A 23,426-nucleotide genomic window follows, 5' to 3' on the forward strand; every position below is an offset into this window, starting at 1 on the left:
CGGCTAGATGGCTTCAGGACCGCGTTCTCCGGTGCGAATTCGGATACAGTCATCCATCGGGACGACGAAGATCTTGCCGTCACCGATTTCTCCTTTATCGCTCGACCGGGCACCCTTCACGATGGCGTCGATCGTGGGTTCGACGAAATCTTCGTTGACGGCGATCTGCAACTGGACCTTGCGGAGCAGATTGACCGTGAACTCATGCCCTCGGTAGACCTCGGTTTGCCCCTTTTGGCGGCCAAAACCCTGGCAATCCATCACCGTCAGACGAAAAACCTCGACTTCAGTCAAGGCTTCCTTCACGGCTTCCAGGCGGCTCGGCTGAATGATGGCGATCACAAGTTTCATGGAGAGGGGTCCAGATCGAAAGTTCGATGGGAGTCCAAACCGTCGAATGTAAACGGAGTGCCCGTAAGGGGCAAGTGCCAGCTGGCAGACCGGGAAAATAAGACAGATGCCAGAGTAGCAGCTGGCAAGTTTTTCAGTATTCAGTAGGAAAGCAGTCGCCCAGCGACCTTTCTGGTCCCCTCGCCTACGCGGGGTGCGGGGGCGAACCAAGTACAGATTTCACCATCAATGTACTCGCTGAACACTGAAAACTTCAAAAGAAAGCGAAGCGCATAAAAAAACCCCGACTTGGAAGAGCGAGGCGGAACACCCTTCCAAGTCATTGGGGTAGAACTTCTGGCCCAGGCAAAGGCCGAAGTGTCTTCATTAACTTCGCGGGCGATACCAGGGGCAAAGCCCGCGAGGTTGGCTTTCAAAACATTCAGTCTTAGGAGGCGACGTGGCCAGCTTGCTGGGTTCCTTCGGAAACCAGGTGAGCTGGGTAGGCGTACATGCCGTGCTCGTGGATATCGAGACCGGCCATTTCTTCTTCAGCACTGACTCGCAAGCCCATGGTGAACTTGATCAGGTTGAAGATCACAAAGCTGACGCCGAAGGCCCAGACGAAGCCAACTGCGACACCGATGATTTGGCTGATCAGCTGAGCCGTGCCACCAGTGGTGACCAGACCGCCGTCGGTCATGAAGAGGCCCACAGCCAGAGTACCCCAAGCACCACAGACACCGTGAACCGAGACTGCACCGACGGGATCGTCGATCTTCAGCTTGTCGAACATCACACAGGAGAGAACCACGATCACGCCACCGATCAAACCGGCGACAGCTGCCCATGCTGGGCTCAAGGCATCACAACCAGCGGTGATGGAAACCAGACCGGCGAGAGCACCATTCAAAGTGAACGAGGTGTCAGGCTTGCTGAACATGATCCATGAGGCGACCATGGCACCAACCACACCGGCTGCGGCAGCCAGGTTGGTGGTGACAGCGATGTAAGCGAAGGAACCACCACCGACAGCTGTGGTCGAACCAGGATTAAAGCCGAACCAACCCAACCACAGGATGAACACACCCAAGGCACCCAGCGGAATGCTGTGACCAGGAATTGGCTTGACCTTACCGTCAGCGGTGTACTTGCCAATACGGGGACCGATCGTGATGGCACCGGCCAGAGCCGCCCAACCACCGACCGAGTGCACCACCGTCGAACCAGCGAAGTCGTAGAAACCGGTTTCCATGCTTTCCAGCCATCCGCCGCCAGCGTACAGACCACCCCAAGCCCAGCTACCAAAGATCGGGTAGACGATCACGGTGATCAGGACCGAGTACACGAGGTAAGCGGAGAACTTGGTTCGTTCAGCCATCGCCCCCGAAACAATCGTCGCGGCGGTAGCACAGAACACGGTTTGGAAGATCAGAAACGCCCAGTTGAAACCGACGTTCGAGTTCACTTCCACTGCTGCATCGCTGCCGCCATCGAAGATGAACATGTCCGTTCCAAGGAAGCCGTTGGTGTGACCGAACATCAGGCCGAAACCGATCAGCCAGAATGAAAGAGAGCCGATGGAGAAGTCCATCAGGTTTTTCATGATGATGTTACAAGCGTTCTTGGCACGCGTGAACCCAGCTTCTACCAGAGCGAAACCAGCCTGCATGAAGAACACGAGGAACGCCGCCAGACAGGTCCACAGCGTGTCAACGTCGCCCAGAACGGCATCAGCGGTGAGAGGTTCTTCCGCTTCTTCTTCTTCAGCAGCACCTTCTTCGGCGGCGGCTTCTTCAGCCTTTGGTTCGCCTGCTTCGGCCATCGGAGCTTCCTCCGATGCCGGGGTTCCGGCGTCTTGCGCCGAAAGCGGGTAAGAGATCATGAGCCCGAGAGCGATTGCGAGCATCGCAAACCACACTCGGTTGGGGAGGGAGAGGGAACTTACCATGTGATTCGTACCTTTTACATAAGATGAAACAAACATCAGCCAGCTATATGCCAGGGCCAGGAATCGATCCAACGTGGGACATCTCTGAGTGCGCCTTCCCACGTAGGGTCGTGTGCACGAGAACCCCCTGTTCGCAAGCGTTGTGCCATTAGTTCCGACTATGCCAATGAAAAGCCTCATGCAAGAATTGCTGGAGTTCTATGTCGTTTTCTAAGAACGACTTAGGAGAAGGCGGGAATTTGCGCTTTTCACTGGACGTTTTTGCCAGGGCCGCCGCATGCAAAGAATGCGCGCATGAAGCTTGCTACGATTCTCAGCACTTTTGCTTGGCGCCACTGCCTCCGTTTGGGACGCCCTTGGCATACGCAATCGCCGTAATAATGGCTTGTGGAGCGGCGCAACGAGAATCGGTCCGGCCGATAGAGGCATGTTTTGGCCGTAAAAAAATGCGCAAAAAAAGAGAGGCCTGAATCAGGTCTCTCTTGCTGCTTCGATCGAGTGAGGACTTCGGCGATTTCGTCTCTACTTGGGCAGAACGCCTTTGACGATTTCGTCTTCCCACTCGTCCATCAGTGGCCAGTCGACCGCACACGTTCCGAAGTCGGCCATGTGAAGGTAGCCATTTAAGCGGGCAATCGTCTTATCGAGCATGGCATCATCTTTCCGGAAGATGGGGCCGTGGCTCGGTAAAAGCCATTTCACGTCGCTGTGACGAATTCGCTCGAGCGATTTGATGAAGTCCGGGATATCGCTGCCATGGTGGGCATCGATCGCGCCAACGCATCCATCGCGATAGATGTTATCTCCGGAGAAGAGCAGATCCCCCATGCGGAAGCTCAACTGGCTGTTGGTATGGCCCGGTGTATGCCACACTTCGAGTTCGAGCTTGCCGACCCTCAAGACGTCGCCATCTTCAATCTGATGCTCGATCTTCACCGGCGGCATGTCGAGATGGATGTCTTGCAGGGCGATCTCGGCGAACGTTTGCAGTTTATCGCCCGATTCCAGAGCCTTCACAGCCAATGGATGGGAGGTGACCGTCGTGCCGAGAATTTGCTTGGCTTTGGCCAGTCCCTGGATGTGATCGACGTCGGCATGGGTGGCGATCAGCGTTTTGCAGTTGGCCAGAGGAAAATCGATGTTTCGGATGACGTCGATGTATTCCTCGACCGTTTCATCGAAACCGATGTCGATGAGAATCCATTCATTTCCCTCGAAAACCAGGTAAACATTGCAGCCTAACAGCTCGCCGGCCTGGTAGTTGAGTTCGATAACGTTGGGGAAGATTTCTTTGCGAGCCAGCATGACAGGCAGATTACCTTGGGCGTAAATGGGATTTAGATAATATCCCCATCTTAACCGCCCCCTCAGTTCAGTCACAACCAGAGGTTGCCCTGCTGAGTAAGATTGAGCACCCAAGTCATTAAGCGTACGTGGGTGCTCTAGTTCAGAATGAATTAGCGACGCGAACCGCGAGTCAGGTAGGTACCAATCTCGCTAACGTCGACCTGGTCTGGGGCGTCGGCCATGCGTTGCCAAATCGTGTTGGCATCGTCCCAGTCAAGATTTGTTTCACTGCTGTTGGCAGACTGACAAATCGCTTCCAGGGCACGCTGTTCATCCCCTTCACGAAATGCCCAGACGTAAGTCTGACCATCCTTCTCATAAACGACTGCGTTCATCGTTACCATAGGTCGCCCTCCTTCGCGTCCTGCCTCTTTTTGCCTCTGTTCCAGCAAGTCGCGGTGTTAAGTGATTGTTGAACGAATCCTCGGTGAACAACTCCGACGTGAAATTTCATGTCGAAGTTCCGTTAAACCTTGTCAAAGAATACTCACTTCATCGACGTGAACCAATTGCAAAATCGTTGTGGATATCCGTACGCACTAATCTGTGATTAGCGGATGACTGTTTCGCCATGACGTTATCACCGCAACGGAAACGATAGTCGTGCAAACAACCACTGTTGCATGGACGTTTGATTTACGTCGAAGGGAGATCGCGTCGCGACTCGTAATCGCGCCACGCTTCCTCTAAGAACGTCAGCAAACCAGATGCCGTCAGACCTGACTGGGTCGTCTCTCGGATAGCCAGGTCGGCAGCTAATCCATGAAGATAAACCGCAAGAAGCGCCGCTTCATAAACATCAAGCGACTGAGCGAGCAGTGCGGTGATCAGACCGGTGAGCACGTCGCCTGTTCCTCCGGTGGCCAAGCCGGGATTGCCAGTGGGATTATGCCAATGACGATGTCCATCGGTAACGAGCGTCTGGGGGCCTTTCAAGACAACGACGACTTGCTGGTTCCCCGCGACGTCGACGGCCATGTCGCGCGCGTCTTCCATCGACAGATGCGGTTTGCCGACAAGACGCCGAAATTCGCCGAGATGCGGCGTGACGACACGTGGGCCAGCATGACCAGCAAGGGAATCGTCGCGCTGCGCTAACAAGTTCAAGCCATCGGCATCGATGACCATCGGTTTAGAAAACGTTTCATAAAGATGACTCACCAGATGAAACAAGCCGCGTGTTTGTCCCAGCCCCGGGCCGATTGCCAGGCAGTCTGAAGAGTGAAGCTTTTCGTTCAAGCGTGCTTTGGCATGCAAGGGAATGCGTCCGGTGCGATCGGTCGGCAAGGCCCACGTCATGTACGACGGTTCAAAGTTGGCGACCGTGTTGATGATCGCATCAGGCACGGCCAGCGTCACCAGGCCTGCTCCCCCTTTGAGACACGCTTGTCCGGATAGACTAATCGAGCCAGGCATGCCGACCGAACCACCAACCAGCAGCGCCCTGCCAAACGTTCCCTTATGAGAATCGGCCGCTCGGGCGGCGATGATCGGCAAGCCGGATGGCAAAGGTTGATTGGGCATGAGTCGTTCCGTCACTTTAACCTTCGGATTGGGATTTGGCTTGGTGCACGCGAAGCGAAATGAGGCCGGCCAGGTACGCACCTTTAAAGCCAGCATCAATGTTCACGACCGTGACATTCGAAGCACAACTGTTCAGCATGCCCAACAGTGCGGCAACTCCCTGGAAGCTCGCTCCATAGCCGACGCTCGTTGGTACGGCGATGACCGGACAGGCCAGGTGACCGCCGGCAACGCTGGGAAGTGCCCCTTCCATGCCAGCCACGACAATTACGGCATCGGCATCACTCAATAGGTGAGCTTGCTCTCCAAAGCGATGAGGACCCGCGACACCGACGTCTTGAATGAACACTGGTTCGATGCCCATCCAGCGTAACGTCTCGCGTGCTTCTTCCGCGACCGGCAAATCGCTGGTGCCCGCAGTGACCAGGCCGACGTTGCCCCAGGTCGGCTCGTTGCTGGGCATGCGAAACGTGCGGGCCTTTTCGTGATAGATCGCTGCGGGCAACGCCTCTTTCAATGCGGCACCCTTGGTTGCGTCGATACGTGTCGCCAGCGACTTGTCACCACGCTCTTGTTGTTTGCGAAAGATCTCGACGATCGTTTCGACCGACTTGCCTTCGCCGAAGACGACTTCCGGAAAGCCGCAGCGGCGAGCGCGATCGATGTCAAGCGTCGTGTCCGTAAGCTGCTCCGATTTGGGCTGCATGACTTGGGCACAGAAGTCCGCGAGAGTTACTTTACCGGCGCGGTAATGCTTGGCGAGGCGTTCCAGTTCGTGGCGTTTCATGGAGATCGAGGTCAATGGTTTTCGATAGTGGAGCGAAATAAAACGTTTGATTATACGAAATCGTCACCGCTTGGGGCTGGGTCAAAATTCTTTTTGGAAATCCCTATCCGATCATGGTTTAATGGATGTCATGGTTTAATGGATGGATTCCTGCACCATGCTTTCCCACCCACTTGCCCCCTGCCCTCTTCGAGGAATCTTTCCATGAAACACCCGCAAAAATCTTCGCGTCGTCACTTCTTGAAAACAGCCGGGACCGCTGCGGCTATCGCTGGCGTTGCCAGCTACGTCCCCCGGCATGTGCTGGGTGCCGACGGCGTGCCGAGTGCCAACGACAAAGTGAACCTTGGCGTGATCGGTTTCGGCAACCGCTGCAAATACGTCATGGGAGGCACCCTGCCCCATGCCGACGTCCGCTGCATCGCCATTGCCGATGTCTGGTCGAAGCACCGTGACGAAGGCAAGGCGATCGTCGACAAACACTACGGCAACACCGACTGCGAGACGATGCGTGACTTTCGCGAGCTGTTAGACCGTAAAGATATTGATGCCGTCGTCATCGCGACCGGTGATCGTTGGCACGCGGCGGCATCGATCCTGGCCGCCAAGGCCGGCAAGGATGTCTACAGCGAGAAGCCATGCGGAATCACGATTGAAGACTGTCAGCAACTTGCCGATACGATCACGGCCGAGCAGAAGGTGTTTCAAGCCGGCACGCAGCGGCGTAGCGTTCCTAACTTCATTAAAGCGGTCGAACTGGCCCACTCAGGCAAACTGGGTGAACTGCAAACGCTCCATGCTTCCGTTTATCGGCCCGTCCTCGATAACAGTTGGTTGCCTGCCCAGGCTCAGCCTTCCCAAGACGAGATCGATTGGAATTTGTGGCTTGGCCCAGCCGCCTGGCGTCCGTTCAACCTGGCGTACGTGCAAGGGAAATGGCGCGGTCAGTGGGACTTCGATTCCGGCGCTCGGCTGCTGGATTGGGGGGCTCATACGTTGGACCTTTGCCAGTGGGCCAACAAGGCCGACGCGACCATGCCGGTCGAGTACCAGCCACACAAGGATGGTATTACCTGTCAGTACGAGAACGGCGTGAAGTTGGAAATCGATTTCCTGGCCGATCCGTTTGGTGATCGTTCGCCAGACTACATCACGCGGCTGGGAACGTGTCCGGTACGTTTCATCGGCTCCGAAGGCTGGGTCGAAACAGGGGACAGCGGCGAGATCGTCTGCTCTTCGCCGGCACTGCAAAAAGAGATCACCGAAGACACGACGCGCGTGCGGGGCCTGGACGTGGCCAGTCACTCGCGTAACTTCCTCGATTGCATTCGCTCTCGCAAGCTGACTGCGGCCAATCAGAACGTGATGCGCAAGTCGCACATTGCCTGTCACGCAGCCGCCGCGGCCTGGATCTTTGATCGCAAACTGACCATCGATCCACAGAGGGAAGTCTTCGTGAACGACGCCGATGCCAACGGACTGATCTCGCGTCCGGACCGCATCTGGAACGTGTAGCCACTTCTACCGAATGATCCGGGAGCAATGTCTCAAATGTTGAAGACATGCTCCCTTTTTTGTGGAATGGGTACTCTGTGGTTGAGGAGTGTTGACTACTCTTCTTCTTCCCGCTGGGCAGCACTCAGCGCGCCGATCTCCCAGCTCAGGCGACCGAGCCAGAGGGAATAGACGAACGTGCCCCCGACGAGCATCACCCCGCCTGGCAGTGCGATGTATGCCAGGCGATCAATTCCGGCGAAGAAGAAGAGAGCCGCGCCGGCAGCCAGGATTGCGGAGATCAAGACGGACGTTGCCACATAGAACAGCAGCCACTTCCCCGGCAGCTTGAAAAGGGACGAGACGATCATGCCGCTCCACGGCGTGACCACCGAGCCTTGGTCGAGCATCGAGAGATAGATCACCGGAAAGGCCAGGAAGGTGAATGCCAACAGGGGAAGTGCCGACCACGGGTCGATGGTGGCCATGATGCCGAATGGAACGAAGCTCAGCAGCGCGGCGATCACCAAAAAGAGGGCTTCCATCATGCGATCGAAGATACCCAGTTCCGGCCAGTCCCATTCTTCCTGGCCGCTCGAGATCGACATCACCAGGAATAGGAAATGGCTTCCCAGGAAGATGATCGTACCGGCGCCGAGAACCACCGATAGGGCGCTGCCGGCCAGGCTGTACATATAAGTCATGAAGGTCTGGTTCGGCTGCAGTCCGTAATAGATCGCATTGGCCGCGAAGTAGACCGTCACGGAAGCGAACAGCGAAAGAAAGACCCAGCGCATCAACAATCCCACGTCCGAAAACAACAGGATGTCTCGTTGGATTTCTTTGGGAGAAAAGGTGAGCGGGTAATCGACCAACTCTTCACGTGGATCGTAATCGATGGGAGTCAGTTGCTCGCGATGCTTTTTCTCTTCTTCCTCGGACTCCTGGTAGTTGCGTGGTTTGCGTTCCTCGAACGCCCCCTGAGTCCGCTTGTTTAGGTCTTTGCGCTCGGCTTGCTCCTTGATCTCTCTTTGGGCCTGGGACATGATTTCCTGCCCCATCTTCTTTCGAGCATCATCATGATCGTGGGCTACCTCTTTCAGGCCATACCCGTCTTCAAGCACAATCGGGTCAGGCACCTCCAGCTTGATCTCGGCCTTTTCAATCGTGAAGCGATGGTGGCAGTCAGGGCACTCCGTCTTGCGCCCCACATCCATCGTGCGAACCGACATGCGGGTCGAGCAGACGGGGCACTTCACCACGTGCGTCTTGATATGCGAGGAGGAATGCTCAGTCACGAATCGGACTTTCTAGCAGATGGGCAATATTGGACAAGACAACTACTATTCTAACGCAGAAAACCAGCAATACTCTTTGGCTTCCGCTTTCTTTGCACTTCGGAAAACGAACGTGGATCTTGCGTAAGTTCGTTCCTGCCGGCCCAGACCGAGGCGCATTTATATCGATTGTCTCGATTTAACGTCAACTAGTGAAGTAAGTTAGCTAGAATTCGGATGAAGGTTTGGTTGTCATTCGGTAACGAACCAAGCAAAATACGAGTTTTCCGACGAGTGGCTGGGCAAAATATGCAGGCCACGTCGCCCTTGGGCAAAGGCGAATTGTGCAACTTTATCGGGACCTGGATTCACTTTCGACAGAAATCCGAAGCGGAGCGCTAACGATCGGCAACTTCGATGGCGTTCACTTGGGACACGCCAAGATTGCGCAGCAAGTGCGGAAGCGAGCTGACGAAGTTGCCGGCCCGGCGGTTGTGTTTACGTTCGATCCCCATCCGGTGCGGCTTCTTCGCCCGGAATTGGCTCCGCCCCCCCTTACCTGGACACGGCGCAAGGTCGAGCTTCTCGGTCAACTCGGCATCGATGCCGTCATCGCATATCCCACCACGCCCGAGCTTCTGCAGTTAACGCCGGACGAATTCTTCCAGCAGATCATCGTGCAGAAGATGGCTGCCAAGGCAATGGTTGAAGGGCCCAATTTTAATTTTGGAAAAGACCGCGCCGGCGACGTCAAAACATTAGAAGCATTATGCCTGAAGAACGGCATCCTGCTGGATATCGTCGAGCCCCTAACCCGCCCAGGCGAAACCGAGTACGTCTCGAGCAGCCGCATTCGCAAGCTGATCGCTCAGGGTAATGTCCAGCTGGCCTGCGAGATGTTGACGCAGCCGTATCGCATCCGCGGAATGGTCACGCACGGAGCCGGCCGCGGAGCAAATCTAGGGTTCGCGACCGCCAACCTGGAAGCGGTCGATACGCTGGTGCCTGAGATGGGGGTTTACGCCGGAATGAGTTATCGGGGGGACGATGCGTACGCCGCCGCGATCAACATTGGTCCGAATCCCACGTTCGGCGAGAAGGCCCGCAAGATCGAGGTCCACCTGATCGATTTTCAAGGATCGCTCTACGGCGAGCCGCTGGAAGTCTCGTTTCTGTCGCGCTTGCGCGATGTGACCACGTTTCCCGACGTCGATGCACTCAAGAACCAACTCAATCAAGACATTCAAACCACGATCCAGACTTTTCAAAACTATCAGTCGAAGACTTCTTGTTAGACTGCCTGAAGGACGATGGAAACTCCCATGAATATTGACTGGGCCGCACTGAGAGCGGCGATCGACGTTCCGCAGAGATTTGTCCTGACTAGCCACGTTCGTCCTGACTGCGACGCGCTGGGCAGCGAGCTGGGTATGGCGGCCCTCCTTCGCCAGATGGGCAAAGAAGTGACGATCGTCAACGACTCCGAGACGCCAACGCACCTCGAATTCATCGACCCCGCCGGCGAGATCAAGCAGCTTGGCAAAGACGTCTCGCGAGAGGAAATCGTAAGCGGCTACGACGCGTTCATGGTGGTCGATACGAGTGCCTGGATTCAGCTAGGCGAAATGGCCGAGGTGATGAAGGAGTTTCGGGGCGTCAAGCTGGTGCTCGATCATCACGTCAGCCAGGACGATCTTGGAGGCGAGATGTTCAAAGACCCGAAGTGCGAGGCAACAGGTCGCCTGGTCTACGAAGCCTACAAGGCCTGGGACATGACCATGACGAAGGAAGTCGCGACGGTCCTGTTCACGGCGATTGCCACGGACACCGGTTGGTTCCGTTTTCCTTCGGTCAGCGGTTCGACCTATCGGGCGATCGGCGATCTGATCGATGCCGGAGCGGTGCCTAGCGAAATCTATGGGAATCTTTTCGAGAACGAGCGTCTCCAGCGGGTCAATTTACGGGGACGAATTCTGGCCAGTGCCAAGATCATTCACGACGGCAAGCTGGCCTACAGCATGGCGACCCAGCAGGACTTTGAAGAAACAGGCGCGACCCCCAGTGATACCGAAGATGCCATCAACAAGACGATGGCAGTGACTGGCGTCGAGGCGGCGATCTTGTTTGTCGAACTGCCCAATGGAGACGGCGTGAAAGCCAGTTTCCGGAGTCGCTCGTCGCTCGACGTCGCCAAGCTTGCCCAGCAGTTTGGCGGTGGCGGGCACGTCGCGGCCGCGGGGGCATTGGTCAAGAAGCCGCTGGACGAAACGGTCTCGATGCTGCTGGAAGCGACCGAACGAGCGATGGGCTAATCTGCTAGCTCGATCGATAGAATCGACCTTGACCGGATCTTTTTCCCAGCCCGCCAAATCGATTCAATCCGCATGCTCGCTGGTGCCGATAACGAGTGAAACCCCACTCACGTATCACCAGAGAGTCGCTAGCACATGTGGTGCCCTCAGTGTCAAACCCAGGTTGCCGGAATTGCCTCGCCACGAGAGCAGTCGGCCTTGGTTTGCGCGAAGTGCCAAACGCGTCTCTCCACGGACACGAAATCGACGTCCCCCATGCCACGAAGCTCCGAGGCTTCCGTGCCGCTGCCTGGGATGCGACTCGATACGCACCGCATGCAAGTGACCCTCAGCCGGGTTGATCAACTGGTGCAGCGTTTTGGTGAAACGGCTGATTTCAAAGAGATGGCTCAGCGAATCCCGGCGAAGCGTGCTTCCCAGACGCAAGCGCTTCCCGATCAGGCTGTTTCGGCCGACACGGACGACGGCTTCCCGCTGCTTGCCTCGCTCAGTCTGGCTGGCGGCGTCATGCTGCTTGTCTGTGGCTGTTTCCTGGTCGTTTGGAGCGTGTTGGCCAAACGTCCGGAACTGTTCAATATCGGCTTTCCGATCGCCGTCATCTCGCTGGCCTGTATGGCCTTGGCGGCGTGTTTGTTCTTTCAAGATGCGTCCGGCAAGCAGGCCGAAACGCAGAAGTGGCTCGCCGATGTGCAGAATCAACTGGGCGGTATCCGCGACATCGCCAACAACAGCCGGCACTCTTTAGGGTCGATCCCTGATCTGCCGGAGTCGACGGCACCTTCCACCAACGACCGCCTGGCCGAAGCGGAGGAGCGACTCAATGCGCTGCGTCGTCGCTTGAACGAATCGCGCAGCCGCTAACGCTTTCTCGGATCGAGGTCCATGATCAGCAATTGGCACGCCTGGCAGTGAAAGCTGGGAACTTTGCTCATCACTTGGAAGAATCTCGGTCTCGCCAAATTCTTGCCGAACGAGAGAAACTTCTTGTACCAAGGTCGTGTCGGATCGTCCCAGCCGATGTACGCCGTCCGGATCGTTCCGGCTTGCATCGACTCACCGCATCCAGGGCATACGCATTCTGGTTCACGAACTTCGGTATCAATCGGAGATTCGAAGGGATTATTCATTGCTGCCTACAGAAAATTATCCAGCGGAATAATCAACTGGCCAATTCCCTTGTAGAGTACACCTATCTGGCAGATGCCGTAGGCGGCGAGCGTAAATTGCGCGATGGTCGCCCCAGCGAACGTAAATTGTCCGAGGGTAATCATGCCGACTCCAAACTGGGCGATCGTGATGATGCCATAGCCAAACTGGCCGATCGCAATCACGCCGTTGGCAACGACGGGCGTACCGTTGCTGCGATACTTGAACGAAATGTGCAAGAGCGGAAGCCCGAACAGTTTGGCACCCGACTTGTACTCGAAGCCATACCCATCCCACGTTTCGAGATAAGGGTAAGGGGCTCCGCACTGGGGGCACGAACGCGCCGAAAAGCTCACTTCGTTGCCGCAATCGCGACAGGGTGTGGTTGCCATGAAAAGTGCCACGAATGAAAAGAGTGGGATGTAAGCGCCTACAAATGTAGCGTCATCGAGACTCTATCTGCAAAGTATTCGCCGCGACTTGAGAATTCTTGGAACCAAGAACGAGATGTGCCTCACCCTGCCCATTCGCCTCGGAGGGATCGAGGTACAACGGCTGGGGTGAGGCAACGCTACGGCGTCGTTTCGTCGTCTCGATCCAGGCAGGAAAAGTGTTCCAACAAGAGGCAGATGGGTGCGGTACGAAGCGATTCGCAGTGCCCGGGACGGCAACGGCAAATCAACCCATCTACCTCTTGTGATGATCGAAGGGTTCTCCTCAACCCCCGACACATGCCATCTGGCGACTCTTTTCCGCATCGCACGCTGAAATGCAGTGAAGGTTAGTCGCCAAGGTGGCGTTCAATGTTTCTTGCGGTGGAAGTTGCACGAAGACGGTCCCGTCTTCCACCTTGACTTTGAAGGTCTGCAGTTTGAAGTCTTCGCCTGACAGACATTCGCCAGATTCGAGCGAGAAGGTCTTCTTATGCAGCGGACAGGCCACCTTCGGCACGCCGCCGGCGTCGCCGATGATGCCGCGGGAAAGAACGAACGCATTCTTGTGCGGGCACATGTTCTGGCAGGCATACCAATCGCTGTGGGTCGTGGCTCGGAAGACGGCGATTTGGACGTCGCCATATTTGACCGCGGCACCGCCGTTGATCGGGAAGTCGGCCTCCTTGCCCATGCTGACCCACGCGAGCTCTTCCTCGCCGGCGGGATCGTGCGAGATCGTTTCGCCGTTGAGGCCTTTGAGTTCCACCAGGCTGACGCCGTTGTCGGGCCAGTCGGCGGGACGCTGCTGGTCACGTTCGGTGATGATCTCGATGCCCAGTTCGCTTTCGTCGGTGTTGACGAACTGCTTGAAGAAGGCCCGCTTCTCGGGATCTTCCACGACCGTCTTCCATTCGCACTGATAGGTATCGATCAGCATCTGCATCCGGGCTTCCAGTTCCTCGCAGATATTCAGCGAGTCGTTGATCACCACGTCGCGAATGTGGTCGAGCCCTCCCTCCATCTTTTCCAGCCAAACGCTGGTACGGGTCAGCTTGTCGGCGGTCATGATGTAGTACATCAGGAAACGATCCATGTACTTCACCGCCGTTTCTTCGTCGATGTCGGCGACCAGAAGGTCGGCATGCCGAGGACTGGCTCCGCCGTTGCCACACACATAGAGGTTGTAACCGTTCTCGGTAGCGATCAGGCCGACGTCTTTTCCTTGGGCTTCCGCACATTCGCGTACGCACCCGCTGACCGCGAATTTCAGCTTATGGGGGGCGCGAATGCCTCGGTAACGGTTTTCGATCCGAATCGCAAAACCGACCGAATCACCGACCCCGTAGCGGCACCAGGTGCTACCGACGCAGCTCTTGACCGTTCGCACGGCTTTGCCGTAGGCATGGCCACTCTCGAATCCGGCATCGATCAATTCAGACCAGATATCGGGTAGGTCTTGTACCTTGGCTCCAAACAAGTCGACACGCTGACCGCCGGTGATCTTGGTGTACAGATGGTACTTCTTGGCCACCTCGCCGAGGACAATCAGCTTGTCAGGCGTAATCTCACCACCGGGAACTCGCGGGACCACGCTGTAAGTGGCATCGCGCTGAATATTGGCCAGGAAGCGATCGTTGGTGTCTTGCAGCGTCTTGTGCGACGCTTCCAGAATGTGGTCGTTCCAGAGCGAAGCGAAGATCGACGCGGCGGCCGGCTTGCAGATCTCGCAACCATCCCCCTTGCCGTGCGAAGCCAGCAGGTCGTCGAACGTTTTGATCTCTTTGATTTTGACGATCTCGAACAACTCTTGTCGCGAGTAAGCGAAGTGTTCGCACAGGTCTTTGCTCAGCGTCTTGCCGGCGGCGGCAAGCTCGGCCGTAAGGATATCGGTTACCAACGGCATGCAGCCGCCGCAACCACCCCCGGCCGAGGTGCACTTCTTGACCTCCGCAGGCGTCATCAAGTCGTTGTCGCGAATCGCCGCACAGATCTGTCCCTTGGTCACGTTATTGCAGGAACAAATCTGAGCGCTGTCCGGCATGCTTTCGGCACCACCCAGCGCGGAAGCACCACCACCATTCCCGCTGGTGCCCATCAAATCGCTGGGGGAACAGGGTAATGGATCGCCACTTTTCGCGAAGACAGAAAACGTGCCGTATTCGGAGGCATCGCCCACCAGGATCCCGCCCAGCAAGGTTTTGCCATCCTTGCTGAACAGCAGCTTCTTGTACGTTCCTTGGAAGGGGTCTTCGACGACCAGCGACTTGCTGACGTCTTCGCTGGCTTCGTAGTTGCCGAAGCTGGCCACGTCGACCCCCATCAGCTTCAGCTTGGTCGAGAGATCCGTCCCGCTGAACTTCAGGTCTTGTCCGCACAGATTGCCGGCGACGATCTCGGCCATCTCGTAACCTGGGGCGACCAGGCCGTAAATCATGCCCGAGTGCAACGCGACTTCACCGATGGCAAAGATATTGGGATCGGACGTTCGCAGGTGGTCGTCGACCGAAACACCGCCGCGCGGTCCGATATCGAGTCCTGCTTCCTTGGCGACATCATCACGGGGACGAATGCCGGCCGAGACGATGATCATGTCGACATCCAGGTCGGTATCGTCGGTGAAGACCATCTTCTCGACTTTGCCATCCCCTTGGATCTCCTTCGTTCCCTTATTGAGATGAACGTCGACGCCCAGTTCCTCGATCTTTTGAACCAACACCTTCGAGCCGCGGTCGTCGACCTGGCGGGGCATCAGGCGTGGGGCGAATTCGATCACGTGGGTTTTCAAACCCAGGTCGAACGCCGCTTTGGCCGCTTCCAGGCCGAGCAGGCCCCCACCGATCACGGCACAGGTTTTGGCCGTCTTGCCGTGCTCGATGATTTTCTCGAGGTCTTCGATGGTGCGGTAAACGTAAACGCCGTGCTTGTTGATCCCTTCGACCGGCGGGACGAAAGGGTACGATCCGGTGGCCAGCACGACTTTGTCGTAAGGGATCTCGGCGCCTTTCTCGGAGTAGACGACCTGCTTCTCACGATCGATCTTGTGAGCGCGGTCTCCCAGGTGAAGCTCGATGCCGTGCTCGTGGTACCACTCAAGCCGGGCGATCATCAGCTTCTCTGCGTCGCGATGGGCGAAGAAGGAGGTCAGACCGACGCGATCGTAAGCGGCGCGTGGTTCTTCGCAGAAGGTGACGATTTTGTATTGTCGTGCTTGATCGAAGTCGACGAGCTTCTCGACGAACCGATGCCCGACCATGCCATTGCCGATCACCACAATGGTTTGCTGATCGTCTGTCACCATAAGATGGATTCCCTCGTTTAGGATGCACTTGCGCAGTTTGCCGTCAGGTGGAACGCAAGCGGTGTGCCCAGTTGGGATGAGGAATCTTTCGTCGATCGCTGCAGGCGTATAACTGCTTTATGAAAAACGACTTATGGAATGCCAGAAAGAAAGTGGCTTCGTTTCGTCCACCCGTGGCAAAGAAATGATCGGCAGGAAAAAACTTGCCTGCTGCGCCCCTGCGCAGGTGAATGCAGGCGTCTCTCGCAATGTGAGCGACCGAAGGGCGCACCAGGAAGCCAACGGCTGAGAGTGCCTCGGCCAGCGACCAGGCGACTGGAAAGCAACTCTGGGTCTTAGTGCTTGATCTCTTCCCAGTACTTCTCGAAGGCCCCTTTCACATGGAAGTCGGGGCTGTTGTCCAGGTCGTGGCATTTCAGACACGTATCGCGGGCCGATTCCAGCGGCAGCTTCATCTGATCGACGAACAGGGCGGTCTGCTCGTCGGTGAAGCCCCCTTCCCCGTTCTGAGAGGCAACGTGATGCGAGCCTGGCCCGTGGCAGTTCTCGCAGCCGACGCTCTTCATGTTGGGAGTCGTTTCCAGACCCAGATAGCCAGAGCGGTACGGCAGATAAAGTTCGGGGTTCCAACCGGTCACGTGGCATGCCAGGCACTCGGGATCGAAGTGCCGTGGAACCTCATAGCGTTCTGGCGGATGGACCAAAGTATCGGTCGCGTGGCTATGCTTGGAGTTCTCCCAGACTTCGTAGGCTTCCGAATGGCAATCGGCACACGACTCGGAACCGACGTAGGAATAGCCGCTACTATGCGGCTGAGGGCGAATGCCGAGCCCGTCGAGACCGAGCGTTTCCAACTGCTTCTGGTAGCTCGCCAAGAGACGGAGCATCTCTTCCGAGTCCTTGAAGCGAGCATCCAAGGCAACGCGTTCGTAACGAATCGGGTTTTGCGGATCGTTGAACAGGCCAACCACACCGACGTACATGCCTTTGGTGCCGACTTGAATCATCTGGCTGTTGGTACCCTCAACGACCTCCGGCTGAAGCGTAGGCTCGCCTGCCCCGCCGGCGGTGACCACAATCTGGAACCCGGGAAACGCCTTGGCGTATTGTCGGCTTTCCTCAAGCGAGGCATGGGAAAGAAGCACGTACAGATCGCAGTTCTCCGCTTTCAAGGCATTCCAGCTGGCTTCCAGCTCTTGCATCGGATCCCCCATCTCGACTTCCGAGTTCGAGATCTTCTGCTGTTCCTTCGCGCCGAGAACGCCTGTGATGCCGATCTTCTTGCCGCCAGCTTCCACAATTCGATGCTTGGGGGTGAAGCCCAACAGGCTGGCATTGCTGGAGATGTACTTGATGTTGTCAGGGTCTTCCGAAGCGACGGCGGCAAAGACCTCGTCGACGGACAGGCGCAGGTCATCGGGACCGAAGCTGACCGCCTCGTAGCCCATTTTCTTCAAACCTTCGGCCGTGGTCTGGAACTTGATCTCTGGCTGACGCCCGAAGCGGCGGACTTGGTTACCGACATCCAACGCAACCACATCCCAGCCGCGATCGTTGCGCAACTGATTCAAGAAGGTCTGACGCCGCATCAGTCCCCCTTTTTGATTGTCGAGACCGGTGCATCCACACGGTTCGATGTATCCGTGCTGCTGTCCGGTGAGAAACAGCGCGAGTTGCGGCTTGTCCCAACCCTCGAACAGTTCGCGTCGCGAAAATTTGGGCTCCGTTGCTTCCTCTTCGGAATCATCCTTCATCGCGATTTCTGAGGGCATTGCGACTGGCTGGACGCTCGACTTGCCGGATCCTTGCGGGCCAAGCGGCATTTCAGCGCCGGTTTGCGCAACCTCGGAAGATCCAACCGATGCCGTTTTGCCGGTAGGCATGGGCGCGGCGGCCCCCACGTCGACACGGTTTTTCTCAGGCGCTTGCGGGGAAGAGGAATCAGCCATCCCGACTTCCGAAGATGGACCGCAGCCGAAAACGCCTGCGAGCAAGATGGTCAAGATGGAGAGGAAGGTGGCGAAGTAACCCGATTCGTGACGCATACCATTGAGGGGGTTGTTGGTTCGACGAAGCGTTGGCCGATCCCCTTCTGCCCTGGTGATCGGCCCGAAACGACCTAAGTGATACCGATGAATCTACTCGACGGAGAAATAAACACCAATATTGACCTCTTTGATCTCAGGGTGTCCTTCCACAGATAGAGCGATTTTCCCTAAATCCTTACGTTCTGGACCAAGATAATTCCCTTCCGGAACGCCAGCAGGAATATCGATCGAAAGAGGAATCTTGCGGACACTTCCGTTGTTGATCGACTCAGGCTCGCCTATCTCGACCTTCATGAACTCAGGAAACGTTTCCTCGACTTTCACATTGACGTCGTTACGATGAGGCCCTTTGACGATCAGGAACAGCTTGGTGGAAGCTCCTTCCGCTTTCTTCAACTTGTTCAGATAGAGAACCGACTTGTCACGATCGTACTTCTTCACGGCGATGACCGAGATGTCGCCGACGATGAAACTGGTGACGGGAATCTCGAGTTCCGGAGCAAATTCGCTTGTGGTATGGGCGACGATCGTATGACGATTGGTACCCAGCGGCAGCCCTGGTTGCACTTCGACTTCCAACATGTACCCAGCTAGTGCGCCGTTGGACTGCTTCAGTTCTTCTTCGGTGAGGGGACGCTGGGTGGCCGTGAGCAGCTTCGACTGGTCGCCGGTTACGTTGAGGTCTTGGATTTCGAACGCTTCCTCCTTAAAGCTCAGCACCTTGGTTCCTGCCTTGCGGGTTTCGCCGGCGGCCAGGTTGGTGAACCGGACTTCGGCGGGGTCAAGGACGATGGCCTGGACCACGCTGCCGCTGATGCGCAATTCGAGCATCGAGTTGCGCGGGTCATTCGTCGCGATGCGGGCTGTCTGGGCGAAGTCTTCGGAATAGCTCTTGGGACGCCATTCCAACTTGATGTCGGTCGACTCACCAGGAGCGACCCGTAGCGTGTCACCCTCTTTCAGGTCGGCCATGGTGCACTTGCAGGTGGTGCCTTCCATGGTCAACTCGAGTACCCCTTTCCCTTCGTTTTTCACAACGAACGTGTGTTTGCCCACCGAGTTCAGTTCCATGCGACCAAACAGAAAGACCGGCCCCCCCACGACGACGGCTTGGGGCGCATCTTCCGAAATCGGAATCGATTTCCAGGCTTGATCCGGATCGGTAATGGGACCGAAGTGATTGGGAAGGGTCGCGTCACGGTAGGCGATGCCATAACCGGCCGCAGAGCCAATGAGCAGACAGACAAGCAATAGGGCAATGGGTTTCATGGCACTGGCAAGGAAAAGAGTCGGGATGATCGAGAGGGAATACTATCTTCCCATTGTACGCAAATTCTCAACGACTTGTTTGGCAGAAAGTTTCGGGTCTGGCCCCGGCTTCTGGTTCTCGATCGTCTTCCAGGGGCCAGGATCGTGGATTTTCAGCTGGTCGAGGGCCCGCTCGGCATGGGGATTCAGCTTGTCTAGCCGCAGCGCCTCGTCAGCATGGGTCATGCTTTCTTCTTTCAAACCCGCCAAATGAAGGGTCCAGGCCAACTGGGCATGGTGAATCGCTCGATTGGGGAAAAGACGGACCGCCTCGCGGTCATGGTCGATCGCGGCGAGTAAGTGATCGGGATCGTCCGACTGTCGATAGATGTCCAGCAGCCATTGGCCCGCCGAACTATGGAGTGGAAACGAGTGCCCCGCGCGTTGGAACGTTTCCGCCAGGGCATCGTCAAAGCTATCCAGCAGTGGCTGCCGGGCTTCGAGGCTGGCATCCGCGTTATTCACCCAGCCTTGAAAGTAGACGTTGGCCAATGCGGAGGGTCCTTCTTTGCTCCAGGTGTCGGCTGCGGTTGCCAACCTGGCGTGCTGCTCCATGGCCTGCCAATCACTGCGGCGTGCGGCCAGCGTCGACAGGCTCATCTGCGTGCGTCGCGCTTGCGAAGGTTGAATGCCCCAGAGCGTCACCACCATCAGTCCGATTGCCCCGACGCCCAGGGGAGCGAGCTTCTTGGACATGTCTTCGACGATGAAGCTCGGTCGTGCCGGCGAAGCGATGGCCGCGAGCAAATAAAGGGATCCAGCGACGCTCGGGAAGCTGATCCCGCCGGCAGCCAACAAGTTGATGACCAATGCGGCCACCGCAATGCAAAGCCACAAACGCAGATTCTGCGTGATGGGCCTGCCCCACAGCACCCACGCGACCAAACCAGTAGGGATGATACCGATCAATAGCGGCGTGAAGTCGGGCGGAACTTCCTGCATGATCATCTGCAGCAGCGGAGCAAAAACCAGTGCCAGTCCAGCACCAAGCCACAGTGGGTAGGCGGATGACGCATCGTCTTGGTTAGCTGGCTCTGTGGTCTCATCGCTTGGCTGAGGATCGCGGGCGACTCGCAGCGTCCAAAACACCATCGCCGAAACCAGCAACAGTAACGCGGGCGTACCGGCCGTGGCCCAGACTTCAAAGATAAAGTTGTGCGGGTCGGCAACCGTTTCGCTGGCCATCGGCAGCATGAACTCGGGGTAGTACCCTTGGAAATTGGCGAGACCGCAACCAAAGATCGGATGATTGGCGATGATCGCCGCGGCTCCTTGCCAATACTGAAGTCGATACAGTACCGACTTGGGGGCTTCGCTCAAGACCTCGACGTCGAGCACGCCGGTAACAAAGCCCAGCATGAACAGTCCCAGAAAGATGGTTAGCCCGGCGGCTGGAATCACCCAAGAGACACGTCGTCCGATCGACGTTCCGTAAAGCCCCAGCAAGGTCAGTCCGAACAGAGTCGCCAGCCATGCGGTACGACTCTTGGTAAGCAGGAGACATATCCCCAGCAGCGCGATCGCGAGCGCCAATCCGCCCACACGCTTCCAGTTGGTTTCGCCTGTCAGAGAGTTCTTCAGCCAACCGATCGAAAGCAAGATCCACGGCACCAGAAAGCCCGCCAATGAATTGGTCAGGGTGAACGTGGCCGTCGGTTCGGTGCTGTTCAGACGATTCTCAAACAGCGATCGAATGGGATTGCCGGGGGTTGGATCGATGCCGTTTTCAATGAGGATCTGCTCGGAATTGGCCGCGTAAGCAGCACGCTGCGCCGGCATCTCGACCAGGTATTGGTATACCGCGAACGACGAAACAAACACAGCCAGGCAGATCATGGCGGAAAGCATCGCATGTCGCTGCCAGTCGTTGACGACCCATTGTCGGATCAGGAAGTACGCAATCAGTAGATGAGCGTAGTCCCAATAGCTGTTGAACGCTGCCCGGAGGTTCCCTTCACCGGCGACAAACCAGGTCGAAATGGCGAGCCAGACGAGGAACCCTGCCAGGCACGTTTCGGTCCAACTCCAGCGGATCTCCAGTTTAGGCTTCATTAGTGCCGTAGCGCCCCAGAGCACCAGAAGCAGGCACCAGGCGACGGCCAGCCACAGTTCCGCGCCACGTTCGGGAGAGCCTTCGCTGGAAACAAGCGGCGTGGCGACGGCTAGAAACGCGATGCCTGTCCCCACGAGATTCGGCAGCAGCGAACTGCCAGAGGGCTCGTTGGTCGGACGTCGGTCTTTCTTGTGCTTGGCTGCCATCTATTCGCTTCGATTCCGTTCTTTGCGACGGGCCGCCTTTTCGATCAAGGCGATCAGACACAGAACACAAAATACCAAAAGTAAAACGAAAATGGCCCCAATCAGATCGACCATATGCAGCAGCAACGCGCCCAGCCCGCATGTCATCGTCAGCAGGTAGATCACCAGCACGGCGCTCGTTTTGCTGAAGCCCATCTCGACCAGGCGATGTGAAAAGTGGCACTTGTCGGCCTGAAAAGGGCTGCGTCCTTCGCGAAGACGGATGTAAAGCACCGTGATCAAGTCGTATAGCGGCACCGCCAAAATGCACAGCGGAGCGAGGATGGCATGCTGGCGATTGTTTTCATAGCTTCCGAACGTCGCCAGGATGGTCATCACGGCCATGCAAAAACCGATCAGGTAACTGCCGGCATCTCCCATGAAGATCTTTGCTGGGGGGCGATTGTGATAGAGAAAACCAAGGATCGAACCGGTAAGCACCAGCAGAAAGCCCCCCACGAAAAGCTGAGGGCCAGCGGTGGTTGGGTCGGGGGCTAACAACAACACCGAAGCCAACATGAACGAACCAATTCCAGCGATTCCCGCCGAAAGCCCATCCATGTTGTCGAGCATATTGAACGAATTGATCAACGCCACGATCCAGAACAGCGTGACGATTTCTGGTATCCCGGGAATGTCGACGAAAAAACTGAGTTTCCAATCGAGAAACCAAACGACGATCGCGGCCACGGCAAACTGCACGGCAAGACGAATCTTCCAGCCCAGGCCTGTCAGATCGTCCAACAGGCCAACGGTAAATAAAACCGTGGCCAGGGTCAGTAACGTCCAAAGATGGATCGCTTTTTCCTGATATCCAGCCAAATGGGGCTGTGCGAAATCCCAGCCACGCTGAAGCAGACTGGAACTGAAAGTCATGTCGGGATGGTTCGACGCGTACCACACCAGTGCCTGGGCGATGGCGAAGGGTACGATCAGCCCAACCCAGATTCCAATACCGCCCCCAAGTGGCGTGGGAACCACGTGTACTTTTCGCTCACTGGGTAGATCGACCAGGCCCAGCTTCGGAGCCCAGCGGCGTACCAGAAACGTCGTGATGAGCGACAGAATCAACCCCGGCAGTATCGCCGCGACGATAAATGCAAAGGCAATGCCAGGGCTCCAGGTCACAGTTTTTCCTAGGCAGAAGATTTAAGGTTCGAAGAGCAAAGAATCCATTCTATTTAAAAAGGCGGCAATTCGTAGACCGCCCTTTCGCTTTCTAAGCGGTCATCCGCTGACGCAGATAGGCCCGGCAGCGATCGAAAAACTCGTGATATTCCGGCCGCTGGTAGTCAGGATAGGTCCAGGGCCACGAGGTCCATGCTTTGTGGCGAAAGTGAAGCGTGACCTCGGCGTAGATCCCGTCCCGCAAATAAATGCGGTGGTCACGATCCTTGGTGGTTGCCAGGATCAGCTTGGCCTCGGAGATGTACCCTGGGTCAAGATTCAACGGCCGCTCTTCCGGCCACAGGCCTGTCTGGGCATAGGTTTCTTCCCAGCGGTTGGAAGTTCGTTTCCAATCGGGGAGATCGCCAGGCGAGCGAAGCTCGGAAAACGCCCAGAACTGCTTGGATTGGCCGGGCCCCATTTCCTGGTCGTAGTAAGTGGTTTCGGTCAGTAGGAAGGGTTCGCTGACTAGGGCAATCTCGCCCCAAGCGGCTTCCGCCTGCGTCTTGCCCCACTCGAGTGCTTCCCCGTAGCGACTAAACGCGGCGACGATGGGCAAGATCTTTCTCGGCTCTTGGATATCTCCCACTCGGGGTTCTCTCTCGAAGGATGCGGAACGGGAAGTTGAGGTACTTTCTGACTATCTTACAAGAAATAAAAATGCCGCGGATGTTTCCACCCGCGGCATTTTTGTAAGCGTCTTTC

The 23,426-nt window shown here is 56.7% G+C and carries 19 protein-coding genes; 4 read left to right on the forward strand and 15 right to left on the reverse strand.

What is annotated here, in order from left to right; translation table 11 throughout:
- Positions 1-3 precede the first annotated feature (3 nt).
- From Pan97_RS08675 to larB, 6 genes are all read right to left on the reverse strand, one after another.
- Positions 4-351, reverse strand: coding sequence for a P-II family nitrogen regulator (locus Pan97_RS08675; protein ID WP_105356734.1), 348 nt, complete (start codon positions 349-351; stop codon positions 4-6).
- A 427-nt stretch (positions 352-778) separates the two neighbouring features.
- A complete protein-coding gene (locus Pan97_RS08680) occupies positions 779-2,281 on the reverse strand; it encodes an ammonium transporter (RefSeq protein WP_196782327.1) in 1,503 nt (500 codons plus the stop codon).
- 522 nt (positions 2,282-2,803) lie between these two features.
- Positions 2,804-3,586, reverse strand: coding sequence for an MBL fold metallo-hydrolase (locus Pan97_RS08685; RefSeq protein ID WP_144971700.1), 783 nt, complete (start codon positions 3,584-3,586; stop codon positions 2,804-2,806).
- 152 nt (positions 3,587-3,738) lie between these two features.
- The gene (locus tag Pan97_RS08690) at positions 3,739-3,972 is read right to left on the reverse strand and encodes a hypothetical protein (RefSeq protein ID WP_144971701.1); all 234 of its coding nucleotides are present in this window, start codon (positions 3,970-3,972) and stop codon (positions 3,739-3,741) included.
- 292 nt (positions 3,973-4,264) lie between these two features.
- Complete coding sequence (locus tag Pan97_RS08695; protein ID WP_165698665.1) at positions 4,265-5,152, reverse strand: NAD(P)H-hydrate dehydratase; 888 nt, start codon at positions 5,150-5,152, stop codon at positions 4,265-4,267.
- A 16-nt stretch (positions 5,153-5,168) separates the two neighbouring features.
- Positions 5,169-5,939: a nickel pincer cofactor biosynthesis protein LarB gene (larB, locus tag Pan97_RS08700; RefSeq protein WP_144971703.1), complete on the reverse strand. Its 771-nt coding sequence runs from the start codon at positions 5,937-5,939 to the stop codon at positions 5,169-5,171.
- A 204-nt stretch (positions 5,940-6,143) separates the two neighbouring features.
- Between larB and Pan97_RS08705 the strand changes: the two genes are divergently transcribed.
- Entirely contained in the window at positions 6,144-7,454 is a 1,311-nt protein-coding gene (locus tag Pan97_RS08705; protein ID WP_144971704.1) for a Gfo/Idh/MocA family protein, read from the forward strand.
- Between the two features lie 95 nt (positions 7,455-7,549).
- On the opposite strand, the gene Pan97_RS08710 is transcribed toward Pan97_RS08705, so the two are convergent.
- On the reverse strand, positions 7,550-8,731 hold the full coding sequence (locus tag Pan97_RS08710) for a hypothetical protein (protein WP_144971705.1): 1,182 nt from the start codon (positions 8,729-8,731) through the stop codon (positions 7,550-7,552).
- A 323-nt stretch (positions 8,732-9,054) separates the two neighbouring features.
- Between Pan97_RS08710 and Pan97_RS08715 the strand changes: the two genes are divergently transcribed.
- From Pan97_RS08715 to Pan97_RS08725, 3 genes are all read left to right on the forward strand, one after another.
- Positions 9,055-10,005, forward strand: a complete 951-nt coding sequence (locus tag Pan97_RS08715) for a bifunctional riboflavin kinase/FAD synthetase (protein ID WP_144971706.1) — start codon at positions 9,055-9,057, stop codon at positions 10,003-10,005.
- Between the two features lie 27 nt (positions 10,006-10,032).
- Entirely contained in the window at positions 10,033-11,022 is a 990-nt protein-coding gene (locus Pan97_RS08720; protein ID WP_144971707.1) for a DHH family phosphoesterase, read from the forward strand.
- Positions 11,023-11,277: 255 nt separating this feature from the next.
- Positions 11,278-11,883 carry a hypothetical protein gene (locus Pan97_RS08725; protein ID WP_144971708.1) on the forward strand — a complete coding sequence of 202 codons (606 nt, stop codon included), beginning with the start codon at positions 11,278-11,280 and terminating at the stop codon, positions 11,881-11,883.
- Here Pan97_RS08725 and Pan97_RS08730 read toward each other — a convergent pair.
- The 8 genes from Pan97_RS08730 to Pan97_RS08765 form a co-directional block, all read right to left on the reverse strand.
- The gene (locus tag Pan97_RS08730; RefSeq protein WP_144971709.1) at positions 11,880-12,149 is read right to left on the reverse strand and encodes a PF20097 family protein; all 270 of its coding nucleotides are present in this window, start codon (positions 12,147-12,149) and stop codon (positions 11,880-11,882) included. The two genes, Pan97_RS08725 and Pan97_RS08730, sit on opposite strands and share 4 nt — an antisense overlap.
- Positions 12,150-12,155: 6 nt before the next feature.
- Entirely contained in the window at positions 12,156-12,560 is a 405-nt protein-coding gene (locus tag Pan97_RS08735) for a zinc ribbon domain-containing protein (RefSeq protein WP_144971710.1), read from the reverse strand.
- A 325-nt stretch (positions 12,561-12,885) separates the two neighbouring features.
- Positions 12,886-15,900, reverse strand: a complete 3,015-nt coding sequence (gene nirB / locus Pan97_RS08740; RefSeq protein ID WP_144971711.1) for a nitrite reductase large subunit NirB — start codon at positions 15,898-15,900, stop codon at positions 12,886-12,888.
- A 335-nt stretch (positions 15,901-16,235) separates the two neighbouring features.
- Positions 16,236-17,945, reverse strand: a complete 1,710-nt coding sequence (locus Pan97_RS08745; protein ID WP_144971712.1) for a multiheme c-type cytochrome — start codon at positions 17,943-17,945, stop codon at positions 16,236-16,238.
- A 93-nt stretch (positions 17,946-18,038) separates the two neighbouring features.
- Positions 18,039-19,217, reverse strand: coding sequence for a DUF1573 domain-containing protein (locus tag Pan97_RS08750; protein ID WP_144971713.1), 1,179 nt, complete (start codon positions 19,215-19,217; stop codon positions 18,039-18,041).
- A gap of 42 nt (positions 19,218-19,259) precedes the next feature.
- Positions 19,260-21,515 (reverse strand): O-antigen ligase family protein, encoded by a 2,256-nt coding sequence (locus Pan97_RS08755; protein ID WP_144971714.1) that lies wholly within the window; start codon positions 21,513-21,515, stop codon positions 19,260-19,262.
- Positions 21,516-22,682, reverse strand: a complete 1,167-nt coding sequence (locus Pan97_RS08760; protein WP_144971715.1) for an MraY family glycosyltransferase — start codon at positions 22,680-22,682, stop codon at positions 21,516-21,518.
- A 91-nt stretch (positions 22,683-22,773) separates the two neighbouring features.
- Positions 22,774-23,310, reverse strand: a complete 537-nt coding sequence (locus tag Pan97_RS08765; RefSeq protein WP_144971716.1) for a DUF4416 family protein — start codon at positions 23,308-23,310, stop codon at positions 22,774-22,776.
- Positions 23,311-23,426 lie beyond the last annotated feature (116 nt).

This window comes from Bremerella volcania, from assembly GCF_007748115.1.
Lineage (GTDB): Bacteria > Planctomycetota > Planctomycetia > Pirellulales > Pirellulaceae > Bremerella > Bremerella volcania.

Bases quoted from the DNA above. Each gene is read 5' to 3' on its own strand.
- Pan97_RS08675 (WP_105356734.1), bottom strand. From the start codon at position 351: ATGAAACTTGTGATCGCCATCATTCAGCCGAGCCGCCTGGAAGCCGTG.
- Pan97_RS08680 (WP_196782327.1), bottom strand. From the start codon at position 2,281: ATGGTAAGTTCCCTCTCCCTCCCCAACCGAGTGTGGTTTGCGATGCTC.
- Pan97_RS08685 (WP_144971700.1), bottom strand. From the start codon at position 3,586: ATGCTGGCTCGCAAAGAAATCTTCCCCAACGTTATCGAACTCAACTAC.
- Pan97_RS08690 (WP_144971701.1), bottom strand. From the start codon at position 3,972: ATGGTAACGATGAACGCAGTCGTTTATGAGAAGGATGGTCAGACTTAC.
- Pan97_RS08695 (WP_165698665.1), bottom strand. From the start codon at position 5,152: ATGCCCAATCAACCTTTGCCATCCGGCTTGCCGATCATCGCCGCCCGA.
- larB (WP_144971703.1), bottom strand. From the start codon at position 5,939: ATGAAACGCCACGAACTGGAACGCCTCGCCAAGCATTACCGCGCCGGT.
- Pan97_RS08705 (WP_144971704.1), top strand. From the start codon at position 6,144: ATGAAACACCCGCAAAAATCTTCGCGTCGTCACTTCTTGAAAACAGCC.
- Pan97_RS08720 (WP_144971707.1), top strand. From the start codon at position 10,033: ATGAATATTGACTGGGCCGCACTGAGAGCGGCGATCGACGTTCCGCAG.
- Pan97_RS08725 (WP_144971708.1), top strand. From the start codon at position 11,278: ATGCCACGAAGCTCCGAGGCTTCCGTGCCGCTGCCTGGGATGCGACTC.
- Pan97_RS08730 (WP_144971709.1), bottom strand. From the start codon at position 12,149: ATGAATAATCCCTTCGAATCTCCGATTGATACCGAAGTTCGTGAACCA.
- Pan97_RS08735 (WP_144971710.1), bottom strand. From the start codon at position 12,560: ATGGCAACCACACCCTGTCGCGATTGCGGCAACGAAGTGAGCTTTTCG.
- nirB (WP_144971711.1), bottom strand. From the start codon at position 15,900: ATGGTGACAGACGATCAGCAAACCATTGTGGTGATCGGCAATGGCATG.
- Pan97_RS08745 (WP_144971712.1), bottom strand. From the start codon at position 17,945: ATGCGTCACGAATCGGGTTACTTCGCCACCTTCCTCTCCATCTTGACC.
- Pan97_RS08750 (WP_144971713.1), bottom strand. From the start codon at position 19,217: ATGAAACCCATTGCCCTATTGCTTGTCTGTCTGCTCATTGGCTCTGCG.
- Pan97_RS08755 (WP_144971714.1), bottom strand. From the start codon at position 21,515: ATGGCAGCCAAGCACAAGAAAGACCGACGTCCGACCAACGAGCCCTCT.